Annotated in this window: 14 protein-coding genes; 9 read left to right on the top strand and 5 right to left on the bottom strand. The window is 47.1% G+C overall.

Going from position 1 to position 14457, the window contains the following annotated elements; translation table 11 throughout:
- Positions 1-27: 27 nt before the first annotated feature.
- From J7545_RS15525 to J7545_RS15505, 5 genes are all read right to left on the bottom strand, one after another.
- A complete protein-coding gene (locus J7545_RS15525) occupies positions 28-1197 on the bottom strand; it encodes an FtsW/RodA/SpoVE family cell cycle protein (RefSeq protein ID WP_318719790.1) in 1170 nt (389 codons plus the stop codon).
- Positions 1198-1454: 257 nt separating this feature from the next.
- Entirely contained in the window at positions 1455-1658 is a 204-nt protein-coding gene (locus J7545_RS15520) for a phycobilisome linker polypeptide (RefSeq protein WP_271936083.1), read from the bottom strand.
- Between the two features lie 248 nt (positions 1659-1906).
- Positions 1907-2392: an allophycocyanin subunit beta gene (apcB, locus tag J7545_RS15515; protein ID WP_271936085.1), complete on the bottom strand. Its 486-nt coding sequence runs from the start codon at positions 2390-2392 to the stop codon at positions 1907-1909.
- Positions 2393-2477: 85 nt separating this feature from the next.
- Positions 2478-2963 carry an allophycocyanin subunit alpha gene (gene apcA / locus J7545_RS15510; RefSeq protein WP_271936087.1) on the bottom strand — a complete coding sequence of 162 codons (486 nt, stop codon included), beginning with the start codon at positions 2961-2963 and terminating at the stop codon, positions 2478-2480.
- 485 nt (positions 2964-3448) lie between these two features.
- Positions 3449-6121, bottom strand: a complete 2673-nt coding sequence (locus J7545_RS15505) for a phycobilisome rod-core linker polypeptide (protein ID WP_318719788.1) — start codon at positions 6119-6121, stop codon at positions 3449-3451.
- 380 nt (positions 6122-6501) lie between these two features.
- Between J7545_RS15505 and J7545_RS15500 the strand changes: the two genes are divergently transcribed.
- The 9 genes from J7545_RS15500 (at position 6502) to J7545_RS15460 (ending at position 14134) form a co-directional block, all read left to right on the top strand.
- The gene (locus J7545_RS15500) at positions 6502-7710 is read left to right on the top strand and encodes a class I SAM-dependent methyltransferase (protein WP_318719787.1); all 1209 of its coding nucleotides are present in this window, start codon (positions 6502-6504) and stop codon (positions 7708-7710) included.
- A gap of 250 nt (positions 7711-7960) precedes the next feature.
- Positions 7961-8395 (top strand): ATP synthase subunit I, encoded by a 435-nt coding sequence (locus tag J7545_RS15495; RefSeq protein WP_318719786.1) that lies wholly within the window; start codon positions 7961-7963, stop codon positions 8393-8395.
- A gap of 98 nt (positions 8396-8493) precedes the next feature.
- Positions 8494-9249 (top strand): F0F1 ATP synthase subunit A, encoded by a 756-nt coding sequence (atpB, locus tag J7545_RS15490; protein WP_318719785.1) that lies wholly within the window; start codon positions 8494-8496, stop codon positions 9247-9249.
- 128 nt (positions 9250-9377) lie between these two features.
- A complete protein-coding gene (gene atpE / locus J7545_RS15485) occupies positions 9378-9623 on the top strand; it encodes an ATP synthase F0 subunit C (protein ID WP_271936094.1) in 246 nt (81 codons plus the stop codon).
- Positions 9624-9824: 201 nt separating this feature from the next.
- Positions 9825-10304, top strand: a complete 480-nt coding sequence (locus tag J7545_RS15480; protein WP_318719784.1) for a F0F1 ATP synthase subunit B' — start codon at positions 9825-9827, stop codon at positions 10302-10304.
- 137 nt (positions 10305-10441) lie between these two features.
- Positions 10442-10969 (top strand): F0F1 ATP synthase subunit B, encoded by a 528-nt coding sequence (locus J7545_RS15475; RefSeq protein WP_318719783.1) that lies wholly within the window; start codon positions 10442-10444, stop codon positions 10967-10969.
- Positions 10969-11517 (top strand): ATP synthase F1 subunit delta, encoded by a 549-nt coding sequence (gene atpH, locus J7545_RS15470; protein WP_318719782.1) that lies wholly within the window; start codon positions 10969-10971, stop codon positions 11515-11517. The genes J7545_RS15475 and atpH overlap by 1 nt, the downstream gene beginning before the upstream one ends.
- Positions 11518-11601: 84 nt before the next feature.
- A complete protein-coding gene (gene atpA / locus J7545_RS15465; protein WP_271936098.1) occupies positions 11602-13119 on the top strand; it encodes a F0F1 ATP synthase subunit alpha in 1518 nt (505 codons plus the stop codon).
- A 64-nt stretch (positions 13120-13183) separates the two neighbouring features.
- Positions 13184-14134, top strand: coding sequence for a F0F1 ATP synthase subunit gamma (locus J7545_RS15460; RefSeq protein WP_318719781.1), 951 nt, complete (start codon positions 13184-13186; stop codon positions 14132-14134).
- Positions 14135-14457 lie beyond the last annotated feature (323 nt).

Below are 14457 nucleotides of genomic sequence, written 5' to 3'. Positions count from 1 at the left end.
TAATCTTATTTTCGCTTGTTATTTGAGCTATGTCTGTCTCCTACGGCGATCGTCCAGAGACACCACCTGCGCTTGACGACTCTCTCTAGCCACTCGCACCAATAACCCCGCAGATAACAGACTGGCAATCATCGAATTCCCCCCATAACTAAACATCGGTAAGGGTAAACCAGTCGTTGGTAATGCTCCAGTCGCCACCCCAATATTAATCAATGATTGTCCCACCAGCAGAAAAGTCGCACCGATCGCAATTAAACGATGAAACTTATCCGTACATTTGAGCGCTACCACCAACCCTAGAGTTGCATACACCCCCAGCATAAGTAACAACAGCAGACTGCCGACAAAGCCAAATTCCTCAGCATAAACTGCAAAAATAAAATCCGTGTACTGAATGGGTAAATAGAACCATTTTTGTTGAGAGAGTCCTAACCCACTTCCCCAAAACCCTCCTGAGCCGATCGCCATCAAACTTTGAGTTAATTGATAACCATTCTCCATCGGATCGGCCCAAGGATCTAAAAACGTCATAATCCGCTGCCGTTGATACTCATTCATGCTCAAGCTCAACATCCCCAAACCCAATCCTACTCCCCCAGTTGTGAGCAAGGAGCGATAGGGTAAACCCGAAGCCACGGCGATCGCAAACAACGTCATCCCACAAAACGTCGCCGTACTCAGGTTCGGTTGCAGCAAAATCCCCACCAACACAGCCCCAAAAATTCCCAACCATCGCCAGCGAATTGCCGGTTTCAACGACGGCCATAAACCAAACACTTGCGCCCCTTGCAGAACCAAAAATGGCTTAATTAACTCCGAAGGTTGTATCGGAAACGCCCCCAAAGATAACCAACGAGTGGCCCCATTAATCGTTATTCCCAATCCAGGAATAACCGTCACCCCAATCAATCCCAGAAACAGCAGTAGAAACCATTGGGCAACTCTCATCAACGATTTCAACGGCGTATGAACCATGAAATTAAACCCCACACAGCCCAAAACCGCCCAAGCCATCTGCCGCTTTACATAATAAAACCCATCCCCATAGTAGCTATTCGCCAGGGGATAGGATGCAGAAAACAGAATCACCAACCCAACCGACAACCAAAGGAATGTTAACCACCGCAATAGTCTGGCTTCTATTGCCCATTCCTTCACCGAGGGGTCAATCAAAAGAATTAACTGTTGGAACTTCAAGGACTATATGTTATAGAGCTTCGTGCTGGGGAACAAAGAACTGGGAATAGGGAATAGCTTGGGGTACAGGCACAAATGAAAATTAGACCCTACTCCACAGGTAGAGGAAGCTACTGTATCCACCCAATTCTCCCTGGACTCTAACAAACAACAAAGCAAAAGTAAAGCTTTAACCCTTACTTTTGCTTTGTTAGAAAACTCTTGTGCAGGTTTTGTCAACAGGGAAAACCCTCATCCGGAGCGCAACTGATACAGAATTAGATCAAACCAGCGTTGGTTCCCACTTTACCCGTAGCCAACTCCACTTTGAGGATTTTGCCACCCATTTTCATAATTCGCTGTTGTTCGCGAAACCAATTATCATAAGGAACCAACTTCGTGAAGTAGGTATTTTGGAGTTCTCGTTGCGTCCGAATTCTGCTTAAACTGGGCACACAAGCCGTTACCTTAAACATCCGCATGGGCTAATCTCTCCTAATTGTGATTCAAAAATGTAGAAAAAATGGTATTAAAACCTTTTTACTTTACCCTCCAAAGTCTGGGAGTCAAGAGCCAATTCTAGACCATTGCGATCGGCTGGCTATATAATCACCGAGACAAACCCTTTCCATCGATTAGGCTTGTAACGGTCTAGGACTTACCCTAGACTTCCCAGACTCCACTTCTGAAGGGAGTTGATAAAGTACCACCTTCAGTTGAAGCACTTAGCCTAGCTTAAGCCAGAGCAGATGTAATCGAAGTAAACGCCCATTTCTTTACCAGCGTCAACACCAACCAAGCTAGCCGTAACATCTTTCATAGATTGGATAGCTTGAACCGTGGAACCAATGGGAACACCCAAGGAGTTGTAGGTTTCTTTCAAACCATTGAGAACCCGCTCATCTAAGATAGAAGGATCTCCAGCCAACATTGCATAGGTGGCATAACGCAGGTAGTAATCCAAATCACGGATACAAGCAGCGTAGCGACGGGTGGTGTACATATTACCACCAGGACGAGTGGTATCAGAGTACAGCAGAGACTTAGCGACTGCTTCTTTCACAATGGTAGAAGCATTAGCACTAATTGCCGTAGCTGCACGAACCCGCAGCTCACCTGTTTGGAAGTAGCCTTTGAGCTTGTCTAGAGCGGAAGTATCAAGGTACTTACCTTGAACGTCGGAAGAATTGATAACAGCAGTAATTGCGTCTTGCATGGTTGTGTTCTTGATGAAGTTACTTAAAATGGTCAGTTGTAGTTAATGCTCAAAACCTGAGCCTTGGCTAAAACTTGGGTGAAGTCTAGGTCAGACCACCTTTGACATAATCGAAGTAAGAACCGGCTTCATTTGCATCTTCACCTGACATCAGGGAAGTTGCGACAGCTTTCATGCAACTAACACTTTCAGCCACTGCATCTATGGAAGTGCCCAGAGATTTGTACATCTCTTTTGCACCAACCAAACCGATTTCTTCGATGGGGGTGACATCACCAGCCACGATTCCATAGGTAATTAGACGCAGGTAGTAGTCCATGTCCCGCAGGCAGGTTGCGGTCATTTCATCGCCATAAGCATTTCCACCAGGAGAAACCACATCCGGGCGTTTTTGGAAGAGTTGGTCACCAGCTTCCTTAACAATGCGCTCGCGGGAGTCAGTGAGGATTTGGGCAATCCGTAAACGTTGCTCACCAGATGTTACAAAAGCTTTGATCCGATCCAGTTCGCCTGGGCTGAGATAACGAGCTTCAGCATCAGCATTCACGATGGACTTCGTGACGATACTCATGTTGTGGAGTCCTCCAAAATAGAAATTGTCACCAATTGGGTCTTATATAGATGGCTTGCGCCAAAGGGTCTGAGTCTAATTGTGTTGCAACTTCGGTTATGAACTTGCTTTTTTTAAGAGACCTTGGCATAGCTCAAGGAAATTAGCTTAAAAACACAGAGTTTGACTCAGCGATCGCCGGACATTAACCTCTGATATAGCTCATTGGTTTTATATCCGTCCGAACTCATTGTCAGGCATGGAGTTCACATCCTAAATCACTTCTTAATATTTTTTAACATTTACCCTCATTTTGACCCCTTCTCTCATCCGGTTAGCATAGGTATTTAAGACCATTGACCTGTGCTTCGATCGGTTGTTACAAAACTTCACGTTTTTTCCCATAAACCATAAAGTCCATCAGGGATTGAGCCTTAACCCTTCCCCAATGGACATCCCTCTCACCCTCTAGGGGGATTGAGTTCAAATTTCAACCTCGATTGTCGTTAGACGGGTTCAAAGCTAGGAATCACAATCTCCTTACTTTGCTTCGTCAACTGGTTATAAAGTTTCTCCGTATTCGGGAAGTTAGCCGCAGGAAGCGTATTGTACCGACAATAGGGAACCACATCTTCACCAAAGGCTTGTAGATATTCCATACTATTAACCATTGCCCCAATAAAGGCACGAATACCCTCACTAGACAAAATCTGGTTATACTTACGAATCTCCGCTTGATCTAAAGGCGCACGACCCAAGAAATGTTTGGTTCCCAGCTCAATCACCTTCGTATTCGGGAAAGGCGTATAGAACTCCTTGATATACAGATCGGAACAACCTAACCCTTCAATAAACTCCTTGACCGTGATCTCACCATTACCCAAACGACTCTCTAAACTAGAGAACTCATTGCTGACCACAAACGGTGCTACATCGCGCTCAAAGACTTGACGATAAGCTGCACCAATCAAGATCTTCACGGCTGGAACATCTGTCAAATTGGTCAACTTAAAGACCTTACGTTGTTCCCGTTGCTTGCGAACCCCTTGAGTAATCCGCTCTTGTACCTCGATTTCACCCCGTGGTGAAGTGACCGCGCCTAGCTCAATAAAGCGTGGAGTCTCTTCTGGTTTAACCAGTTGACCCATATCTTCACGCAGAGTACCTACCCGCATCGAGCGTAAGGACAACCCTGCTGGAGTCAAATACCGCTCATAAGGAACGGTATCTTCTCCGAAGGACTCAGCATACTCAACGGAATCAATAATTGCATCTACCAGAGCATAAAAACCCTTCTTAGAACACAAATCAAAATACTGATTCATTTCCGGACGGCCATAGGTCGGACGACCCAACAACCGACGGTGGATATACTCAATCGCCTTCACCACATACAGAGAACTCCAGTACATATTGCGGAAGACATCTGACTTCGCCAGCGCTTTGATAAATTCCCGAACCGTAATCTCTCCATTTTCCAGACGATTCTCCATCGACTTCAGCCGTTGACCGTCATAAACATCCCGGCCAAAGACCTGTAAATAACAGGCGCGAATTACCGCTTGAGCGGAAGTTTCCGAGAACTTGATATTAGTTCCCGCTTTTTTACTCACCGTTGCCGGGACTTGATCCAACTTAAAGACCTTCGCCCCTAAACTACCGGGTGCTTTACCTCGTGCTCCTGGAGCTGAAATCTGGCTATCAATCCCTGCGCCTCGATGAATCAACAAGCGGCGCGTATCCTTACCAAAGGGTGCAGGACTGTTACTGGGATTGCGGGTTTCTTTCGGGAAAATTGCTCCAAACTGAATTTCCAGAGGATCATTCCCGGAACCATACACATGCCGATCCGGTAAGGGACCGTTGTAGGACGCAAAAGTGGTAATAAATTGGGGTACTTTGCGGAAGGGGGCACTGTATTTAAACAGATCCTGTTGGGGCCCCCAGTTGCGGCACTCTTGGGCTTCTTGTCCTAAACCGCGCAAGTAAGGAACTGTCTCTTCTGCGAAGTAATCGGCGTATTCTTGGGAATCGACTAAAGCACCCACTAAAGCGGGGAGTCCCCCATCAGAAACAATGGAGAAATACTTTTGGAACTCTTCGCGACTCGACAGACCTCGACCGAGAATATGACGGAAGGCTAGTTCTACAACCCGACTATTGACAAACGGTTCATAGAACTGCTGGCGATAGAGGGGACTCAGACATAAACGACGTACAAACTCCTTCATGGAGATATCGCCATTTTTCACCTGAGATTCTAGATAAGAAATGGATTGGGAATAGGCACGAGTAATATCTCGTTCAAAGATTTGCCGATAGGCTGCCTTGACCACTTCCTGTTTTTCGGAAGAGGACAATCCGGGCTTCATGACAAATTTTTGCCGACTCTCAGACGCATTGAAATAGATTTGAGGGAGTGTGAGTCCTTGTTGATCTAAGGTCTGGCGTTGACGGATTTTGTTTGACGGTGTGGAAGCTTTGAATTCTGAGATCACTACGTCAAAGTATTGTCCAACGATATCACTGGCTTCTGCGTCATTTTTAACATATGCTAAAGCGCCAGCTCGCATTTCCTGTAGGGCTACGAGGGTTGCAGCCGTAGAACAAGCGCCTTCAATAATTTCTCTGAGTCCTCGGACATTGACGGAGAGAATATTGGGGTCTCCAGCAACGATCGCATAAGTGATATAACGCAGGAACCAACTTAAATCCCGTAGGGATTTGGTCATATTTGCCGGCCCATAACGGGAAACGTTAATGGGACGGAATCCTGGAGGAACGGGGCCGGCACTGGCACCGCTAAATAAAGACCCGAATCCAGAAAAGAGTCCACCACCGGACTTGCTTTCTATAAAGGTTTCTGTGCCTTGCGTGCGTTGGCTTGCTCCAACGAGCATGGGTTCGGGATCGGCAGGCTTTTCCAAGAAAGCCATGGGAGATCCACCGGTAAAGATCCGATTGGCTGCTCGTGAAACAATCAGTTCAGAATTTTTGGTGAGGACTTCGGCGATCGCCAACCGTTTGAGACCCGACTCGAAATAGGTTGAAAGTTCACCGAGTTCAGTCCGTCCTAAGAAACGGTCTTGCTGTTCAGCAACAGAAATTGTTGAAACAGCTACCGTTTGATACAGTTGCGGACGAGCAACGGAGCTTCCACCACTTGCCTTGATAGTCATGCGCTCTTCTTCGCTCCCTTTGGATGTTTACAGCAATTGCATTAATGCGTTAAACAGCTTTTGGCTATCCATGGCCAGTCCATTGGACCGATCCTTGAATAGCTATTGGTGTTTGATCTTAAGAGTAGTCTGGGTTGACTCCCCTTGTTTATTAAAAAGCGTAACGATTCTACATCATAGGCGATCCGAGTCCCCTGACTGAGAAAAAAGATAAGTTTTGTTACGTTATCAACAACTTCTAACAGCTCTAGGAGTCATCTAATCCTCTCTTCCCCCGCTCTAGCCGCTCTTATCCCCCCCCTGATGAGCAAAAATTCTCATTATCCCTGTGGCCCAAATATTGGATAATCAGATCTGGCAGAAATCACACGCTCCTCACTATGTCCGAAGCTCAAGCTATTAGTAACGCCGTCGCGAAACTGTACGATACCTATCCCTTTCCTCCAGAACCCTTCCTTGATGAACCTCCTCCGGGATACAACTGGCGCTGGAATTGGCTGACGGCTTACCAGTTCTGTACGGGACGAAAACCCCCTCGCCAAGATATCCGTATTCTGGATGCTGGATGTGGCACAGGTGTGGGTACAGAATATTTGGTTCATCTTAATCCCCAAGCCTCTGTAGTGGGCATTGATTTGAGTGCTGGAGCGATCGCCGTGGCTCAGGAGCGTTGCCAGCGATCGGGGGCTGACCGAGTGGAATTTCATCACCTCAGTTTGTACGATGTGGCCCAATTACCGGGACAGTTTCAGCTCATCAACTGTGTGGGAGTCTTACACCACCTGCCCGATCCCATTCGTGGCATTCAATCCCTAGCTTGTAAGTTAGCGCCTGGGGGAATTCTCCATATTTTTGTTTACGCCCACTTGGGACGATTTGAAATTCAACTGATGCAACAGGCGATCGCTCTGCTGCAAGGAGAACATCGTGGAGATTACCAGGATGGCGTAAAAATTGGACGCGATCTGTTTTCCGTATTACCGGAGGATAACCGCATCGTGCGGGAAGACAAACGGCGCTGGGCCTTGGAAAATCATCAAGATGAATGTTTTGCCGATATGTACGTTCATCCCCAAGAAATTGATTACACCATTGATACTCTGTTTGAATTGATCGATGCTTCCGGATTAGCCTTTGTCGGCTTTTCCAATCCCCAGTATTGGACGATTGAACGCCTGCTTGGGCAAGCACCCGACCTGATGAAACGGGTAGAAAATCTAAGCGAGCGCCAACGCTATCGCTTGATTGAACTGCTTGACCCAGAACTGACCCACTACGAATTCTTCCTTGCTCGTCCTCCCCTAGATCGCACCGACTGGTCTGACGATCGAAGTCTTGCCGCAGCGATTGCTGAATCCAATCCCTGTCTCCATGGATGGCCCTCCCGAAGCCTTCTCAATCAGGACTATAAACCCGTTACCCTATCTGAGGAACAATTCCAACTGCTTCAAGCCTGTAATGGTCAACAAACCATTGCACAGATTCTGAGCGAAACCCAACACAACCTAGAACAGATGCGATTTCTCCTAGAGCAAAACTTGATTCTTTTAACCCCCCCAATCTCGGAAGATAACCCCACAAATCTTTGAGGATAATTCCCTATTTCCTGATGCCCTCAAAGGATTAATACTTTCTTCAGAAACTGATCCCTCTCCGTGATATGATTTCCAGGGAGTCTACGAACAGACCTCTCAGGGTCACCTGAAAGAACGTTTGGCTAGATCCTCTGTGGCTCTCCTGACGGAGAAAACTCCACAGAATCCTTTTCCCGCAAAGGAATATCCCTTTTTACGCGGTGATGGAAAAACGCAGACCAACAACTCAGGTTAACCAGTCGAAGTGAACACCTCCGACGAATCTCCGAAAACGGAAACGCTAACAGCAGAAGACCTGCCCCAAACCCCTCTCCCCAGTGCCTCACCGGGCGCAATGGAAGAGTATTATCAACTACAAACTCAATTGTATGGTTGGACATTGGGAATGACAGGAGTTGCCTTCGTGTCTGTCTGGTTCTTTTATTCCCTGGGAACCGCCCTCAGTTATCTGATCGGCTCCTGTGCGGGGATAGTTTACCTCAGACTGTTGGCTAAAAACGTAGAAGGACTCGGACGAGCAAAGCAACGTCTTGGCAATACCGGTTTAGCCATTTTCATTGGCGTGATGATTGTCGCCTTCCAATGGAAACAGCTAGAAATCGTGCCCATTTTTTTGGGATTTTTAACCTACAAAGCTGCGATCATCGCTTATGTTCTCAGGACCACCTTAACTCCATAATCAGCGAGCGATCGCCCCATGGATGATCGGTAAAATCCTGTAAAAAGGCAAGCCACTTCGATCGGTACCCTAACTCTGAACCCTCTTTAATAATGGATATGCTTAACTTCCTGGACGCTTATCATAGCCTCCCGTTCGCCGAGCTTGAAGTCGGTAAGCATCTCTATTGGGAAATCGGTAATCTCAAAATTCATGGGCAAGTCATGATCACCTCCTGGTTTGTGATTGGATTGCTTGTGATTGCCTCAGTCGCCGCCACTCGAAACATCCAAAGAGTACCCAGCGGAATGCAAAACTTCATGGAGTACGCTTTGGAATTTATTCGAGACCTGGCCAAAAATGCCATGGGTGAAAAAGAATATCGACCCTGGGTTCCCTTCGTCGGTACTTTATTTTTGTTCATCTTTGTGTCAAATTGGTCAGGGGCCTTAGTTCCCTGGAAAATCATCCATTTGCCAGAAGGTGAACTAGCTGCGCCAACCAGCGATATCAATACCACGGTCGCCCTAGCTCTTTTGACCTCCCTAGCGTATTTTTACGCCGGTCTCAAAAAGCTGGGCTTAGGATACTTTGCTCACTACGTTGAGCCAGTGCCCTTCATGCTCCCCTTCAAGGTAATTGAAGACTTCACTAAGCCTCTATCCCTGAGCTTCCGTCTATTTGGTAACATTCTGGCTGATGAACTGGTGGTTGGGGTGTTAGTCTTACTGGTTCCCTTGTTTATTCCCTTACCTGTGATGGCATTGGGAATATTCTTAAGTGCCATTCAAGCCCTCATCTTTGCTACCTTGGCAGCCACCTACATTGGGGAAGCTCTAGAAGATCCCCATCATGGCGAAGAAGAACATAGCTAGCCGTCAAGGGACAAGGCTCATCCCCATCCCAACAGAGAGAGAAGCTCACTCTGCCGATCTTCGGTCTCAAGCCGAAAGAAAAAATCCTATCAAGTGTACTCAATTTAAAAAAGGAGATTGAACCCATCATGGATTCACTAATTGCTGCTGCTTCCGTTATTGCTGCTGCCCTTGCTGTTGGTTTAGCTGCTATCGGTCCTGGAATTGGACAAGGAAACGCTGCTGGTCAAGCCGTAGAAGGTATTGCCCGTCAACCCGAAGCTGAAGGAAAAATCCGAGGCACTCTCCTGCTGAGTTTGGCATTCATGGAAGCGCTAACCATCTACGGTCTGGTTGTTGCCCTCGTACTCTTGTTTGCTAACCCCTTCTCGTAAGCGATCGCGCTGACGAATAGTAGAGATAGGAACGCTTTCTATCTCTACCCTAATCTAACGAAAGCCAATCGCCGAGATTGTCAGTTCCGTTACAGATTAGGCCAAACTCCCTAGAAACGCTAGGGAAACCCTGCTCTGTTAACCAAGAACAGGATACGTGTAAAACCAGAGCAAATCGTTAAAAACTGGGGACGATCGCCAATGATCGATGGGACAATACTTCTTGCAGTAGAAGCAGCGGCTGAGGAAGCAGGAGGTCTTTTTGACCTAGATGCCACTTTACCTGTAATGGCTATCCAATTCCTTATCTTAGCAGCTCTACTGAATCAGATTTTTTATAAGCCTCTCGGCAGTGCTATAGATGAACGGAGCGACTATATCCGTTCTAATTTAACCGAAGCTCGCGAACGTTTAGCCAAAGCTGAACAGCTCGCGAATCAGTACGAAGAAGAACTCGCAGGCGCTCGTAAACAATCACAAGCTGTGATTGCTCAAGCTCAAGCTGAAGCCGATAAAATTGCAGCTCAGAACATGGCTCAGGCCCAGCAAGAAGCTCAAGCCAAACGCGAACAAGCCCAGCAAGAAATCGATCGACAAAAACAGGAAACCCTAGGCGTTTTAGAAGGACAGGTAGACCAACTCAGTCGCCAAATCCTCGATAAACTGCTCAAAACCTGTTGATCTCCTCCTGATTGGGAGGATCTTGCTGCTTAACCTTCGATACCCACATAACATTTCGGACTTCGTTTGTGTCCCAATCCTGGGTCGAAAACGAGGAAAACCTGTAGAAAAACTGCGCTCAAATGGACTTTCCTAGCATGGGTAATTTGTGGTTGCTGGCAACAGAAGCAACAAAAGGTGGATTCGGACTCAATTTTGATGTACTTGAGACGAACCTCATTAACCTCGGTATTATTATCGGAGTGCTGGTGTACTTCGGTCGCTCGGCAGTGGGTAAAACCTTAGCCGACCGGCGCGAAGCCATTGAAAACGCCATTAAAGATGCCGAAGAGCGACAACAAAAAGCGGCATCTGCGCTCAAAGAACAAGAACAAAATCTCGCTCAGGCTCAAGCTCAAGCGGAAAAAATCCGTCAACAGGCGGGTGAACGAGCCGCATCGGTAAAGGCCACCATCTTGGCTAAATCGGATGAAGACATCCAAAGATTACAAGAAACAGCCGCCCAAGATCTAGACGCTGAACAAAGTCGAGTGATTGCTGAACTTAGGAAACGGGTGGTAGCTTTAGCGATGCAACGGGTGGAATCCCAAATTAGAGATGAATTAAATGACGATCTTCAGCATCAACTGATCGATCGCAGCATTGCTAGGGTAGGAGGAAACTAATGGCAAATAGTTCCATGATAGGTTCAATTGTAGAACCTTATGCCCAAGCGCTAATGTCCATCGCCCAAAATCATGACCTGACCGATAAGTTTGGTGATGATGTGCGTCTGATCTTAGAAATGTGGGAGAGCAGCGAACAGCTCCGCTCGTTTTTAGGTAATCCCTTAGTGAACCCCGATGCAAAAAAAGGGGTTCTCAGACAAATTACAGAAGAGGGAACGGATGCTTATGTTCAACGGTTCCTCTTCCTGCTGGTCGATCGCGGACGCATCCAATTTTTAGATGGCGTTTGCCAAACCTACCTGGCCCTATTGCGGAAACTGAATCAAACCGTGTTGGCCCAGGTGACCTCAGCCGTAGAACTGAGGGAAGAAGAACGCACAGCGATCGCCGAGCGCACGCAAGCGATGACCAACGCTAGGCATGTAGAAATCGAAACTCGCATCGATCCAGACCTGATTGGTGGCGTAATCATCCAAGTGGGATCTCAAGTGATTGATGCCAGTCTGCGAGGCCAACTGCGGCGCATTGGTTTAGCTCTGGCCTAGGGTCTCCTCCCTGGAGACTTGAGCGTCCTAAAGCTCAAAATCTGAAGTACACACAGCACCTCTTATATCCCAAAATAGACGCATATGGTAGCTATCAGACCAGACGAAATTAGCAGTATTATCCAACAACAAATTGAACAGTACGACCAAGATGTAAAAGTCTCTGAAGTCGGTACAGTTCTTCAAGTTGGTGATGGTATTGCGCGGATTTATGGCTTAGACAACGCCATGGCCGCAGAACTTGTAGAATTTGAAGACGGAACCGTTGGTATTGTCCTCAACCTGGAAGAGGACAATGTGGGGGCGGTATTGATGGGTGATGGAACCAATATCCAAGAAGGTAGCTCCGTTCGCGCTACCGGCCGGATTGCCCAAGTCCCCGTTGGTGATGCCATGATTGGCCGGGTGGTCAATCCCCTGGGTGAAGCGATCGATGGGAAAGGCGACATCAATACTAGCGAAAGTCGCTTGATTGAATCTCCTGCTCCTGGAATTATTGCCCGTCAATCGGTTTGCGAACCCTTGCAAACGGGAATTACGGCAATTGATGCCATGATTCCCGTCGGTCGCGGCCAACGGGAGCTGATTATTGGCGATCGCCAAACCGGAAAAACCACCGTTGCTATTGATACGATTATCAATCAGAAGTCCGAGGATGTAGTTTGCGTTTATGTGGCGATCGGTCAAAAAGCTTCTACGGTAGCTCAAGTCGTTGCTACCCTGGAAGAAAAGGGAGCCATGGACTACACCATCGTGGTTGCCGCTAACGCCAGTGACCCCGCCACCCTACAATATATTGCTCCCTATACTGGAGCAAGTATGGCGGAATACTTCATGTACAAAGGCAAACATACTCTCGTAATCTATGATGACTTGAGTAAGCAAGCCCAAGCCTACCGTCAAATGTCCCTGCTCTTGCGTCGTCCTCCCGGTCGTGAAGCCTATCCTGGAGATGTATTCTATCTCCACTCCCGTCTGCTCGAGCGGGCAGCTAAACTCAATAGCGAGCTGGGTAGCGGTAGTATGACGGCTCTACCGATTATCGAAACCCAAGCTGGGGATGTTTCGGCTTACATTCCCACCAATGTAATTTCGATTACCGATGGTCAAATTTTCTTATCGGCTGACCTATTCAATTCTGGCTTACGCCCAGCGATTAACGCCGGTATCTCCGTATCCCGTGTGGGATCGGCAGCTCAAACCAAAGCCATGAAAAAAGTGGCTGGGAAGCTGAAACTGGAATTAGCTCAGTATGATGACCTGCGGGCTTTTGCCCAGTTTGCGTCTGACTTAGATAAGGCAACCCAAGACCAATTGGCACGGGGACAGCGCCTGCAAGAGTTACTCAAACAGCCCCAAAACTCACCGTTGAGTGTACCCGAACAGGTGGCTAGTGTATATGCAGGATTAAATGGATATCTTGATGATATTGCGGTAGAAAAAGTCGCAACGTTTGCCCAAGGATTGCGGGATTATTTGAAATCGAGCAAACCCAAGTTTGGCGAAGTGATTCAGAGTGAGAAGAAACTCACCGATGAAGCAGAAGGCTTGTTAAAAGAAGCGATCGCTGAATATAAGCAAACCTTCTTGGTGTCTGCCTAGTCTTCAGATAGTGGATAGTCGATCCCTATCCACTATTCCCTGTCCCTATCTCCTTGTCTTTCCTATGCCAAATCTTAAAGCGATCCGCGATCGCATCAAATCCGTTAAAAATACTCGCAAAATTACGGAAGCTATGCGTTTGGTGGCCGCAGCAAAAGTGCGTCGCGCCCAAGAACAAGTGTTAGCCACCCGTCCCTTTGCTGACCGTTTGGCTCAAGTCCTGTATCGCCTGCAAAGTCGCCTTCAGTTTGAAGATGTTGACCTCGAACTGCTCAAAAATCGGGATGTAAAAACTGTTGGCTTAATTGTCTTTTCCGGCGATCGCGGCCTCTGTGGCGCATACAATGGTAACGTCATCCGTCGCGCTGAAATGCGAGCCAAAGAACTCGAACAAGAAGGCCTCAACTACGAATATGCCCTCTTAGGCCGTAAATCTGTTCAATACTTCCAGCGTCGTAATGTCTCCATTGCTACCACCCGCACAGATCTAGGACAAATACCGAGTGCTGAAGAAGCAGACGAAATTGTAGATAACATTCTCGGATGGTTTATCTCTGGTAAGGTAGACCGGGTAGAACTCATCTATACCAAATTCGTCTCCTTAATTAGCTCCAGACCCGTTATTCAAACCCTACTTCCCTTAACTCCCCAAGGGTTAGAAGTCGTTGATGATGAAGTCTTCCGCTTAACCACAGCCAATGGTAGCTTCAATGTTGCCAGAGAAAAAGTTACGTCTTCCTCTGAAGAGAGTTTCCCCAGAGATATGATCTTTGAGCAAGATCCTGTACAAATCCTGGAAGCCCTCTTACCCCTATTCGTTAAAAATCAATTCCTACGCGCCCTGCAAGAATCAGCCGCTAGTGAATTAGCTGCTCGGATGACAGCGATGAGTAGTGCTTCGGATAATGCAAGTCAAATGATCAACACGCTCACCCTATCCTATAACAAGGCTCGGCAAGCTGCCATTACCCAAGAACTCCTAGAAGTTGTCGGTGGAGCCGAAGCCCTCAACTAGATTTAGCGCTACGCGCTGGTAATGGATAATTCCATTAGTTATCGGTACAGTCTGATAGTCTCTAGGCTGTACCGATTTTTTTATGTATAGCGCTTCGATCAATTAGTATAATTAAATACTTCATCAATCTTGCTCTGGTCGTCTTTAGGATTCAATCCTGCTGATGCTGCTCCCCAGGATGGATACAGCACTTTTCGATGTTATGAGGTACAGTAATCGAAATTTTCCTTGAGAGTGCCTTCCCATGAAAAGCCGAAAGAATGGGCATTATAGCGTGAAAAATGGTTTTCCTATTACCTATTACCTATTACCTATTACCGCGC

The organism is Roseofilum sp. SBFL, from assembly GCF_017746885.1.
Taxonomy (GTDB): Bacteria; Cyanobacteriota; Cyanobacteriia; order Cyanobacteriales; family Desertifilaceae; genus Roseofilum.
The sequence above is the reverse complement of the archived record's forward strand: the minus strand, read 5'-3'. Positions and strand labels throughout refer to the sequence as shown.

Excerpts from the sequence above, each read along its gene's own strand:
- J7545_RS15480 (WP_318719784.1), top strand. The coding sequence starts at position 9,825 with ATGATCGATGGGACAATACTTCTTGCAGTAGAAGCAGCGGCTGAGGAA.
- atpB (WP_318719785.1), top strand. The coding sequence starts at position 8,494 with ATGCTTAACTTCCTGGACGCTTATCATAGCCTCCCGTTCGCCGAGCTT.
- atpA (WP_271936098.1), top strand. The coding sequence starts at position 11,602 with ATGGTAGCTATCAGACCAGACGAAATTAGCAGTATTATCCAACAACAA.
- atpE (WP_271936094.1), top strand. The coding sequence starts at position 9,378 with ATGGATTCACTAATTGCTGCTGCTTCCGTTATTGCTGCTGCCCTTGCT.
- J7545_RS15505 (WP_318719788.1), bottom strand. The coding sequence starts at position 6,121 with ATGACTATCAAGGCAAGTGGTGGAAGCTCCGTTGCTCGTCCGCAACTG.
- apcA (WP_271936087.1), bottom strand. The coding sequence starts at position 2,963 with ATGAGTATCGTCACGAAGTCCATCGTGAATGCTGATGCTGAAGCTCGT.
- J7545_RS15500 (WP_318719787.1), top strand. The coding sequence starts at position 6,502 with ATGTCCGAAGCTCAAGCTATTAGTAACGCCGTCGCGAAACTGTACGAT.
- J7545_RS15520 (WP_271936083.1), bottom strand. The coding sequence starts at position 1,658 with ATGCGGATGTTTAAGGTAACGGCTTGTGTGCCCAGTTTAAGCAGAATT.
- apcB (WP_271936085.1), bottom strand. The coding sequence starts at position 2,392 with ATGCAAGACGCAATTACTGCTGTTATCAATTCTTCCGACGTTCAAGGT.
- atpH (WP_318719782.1), top strand. The coding sequence starts at position 10,969 with ATGGCAAATAGTTCCATGATAGGTTCAATTGTAGAACCTTATGCCCAA.
- J7545_RS15475 (WP_318719783.1), top strand. The coding sequence starts at position 10,442 with ATGGGTAATTTGTGGTTGCTGGCAACAGAAGCAACAAAAGGTGGATTC.
- J7545_RS15460 (WP_318719781.1), top strand. The coding sequence starts at position 13,184 with ATGCCAAATCTTAAAGCGATCCGCGATCGCATCAAATCCGTTAAAAAT.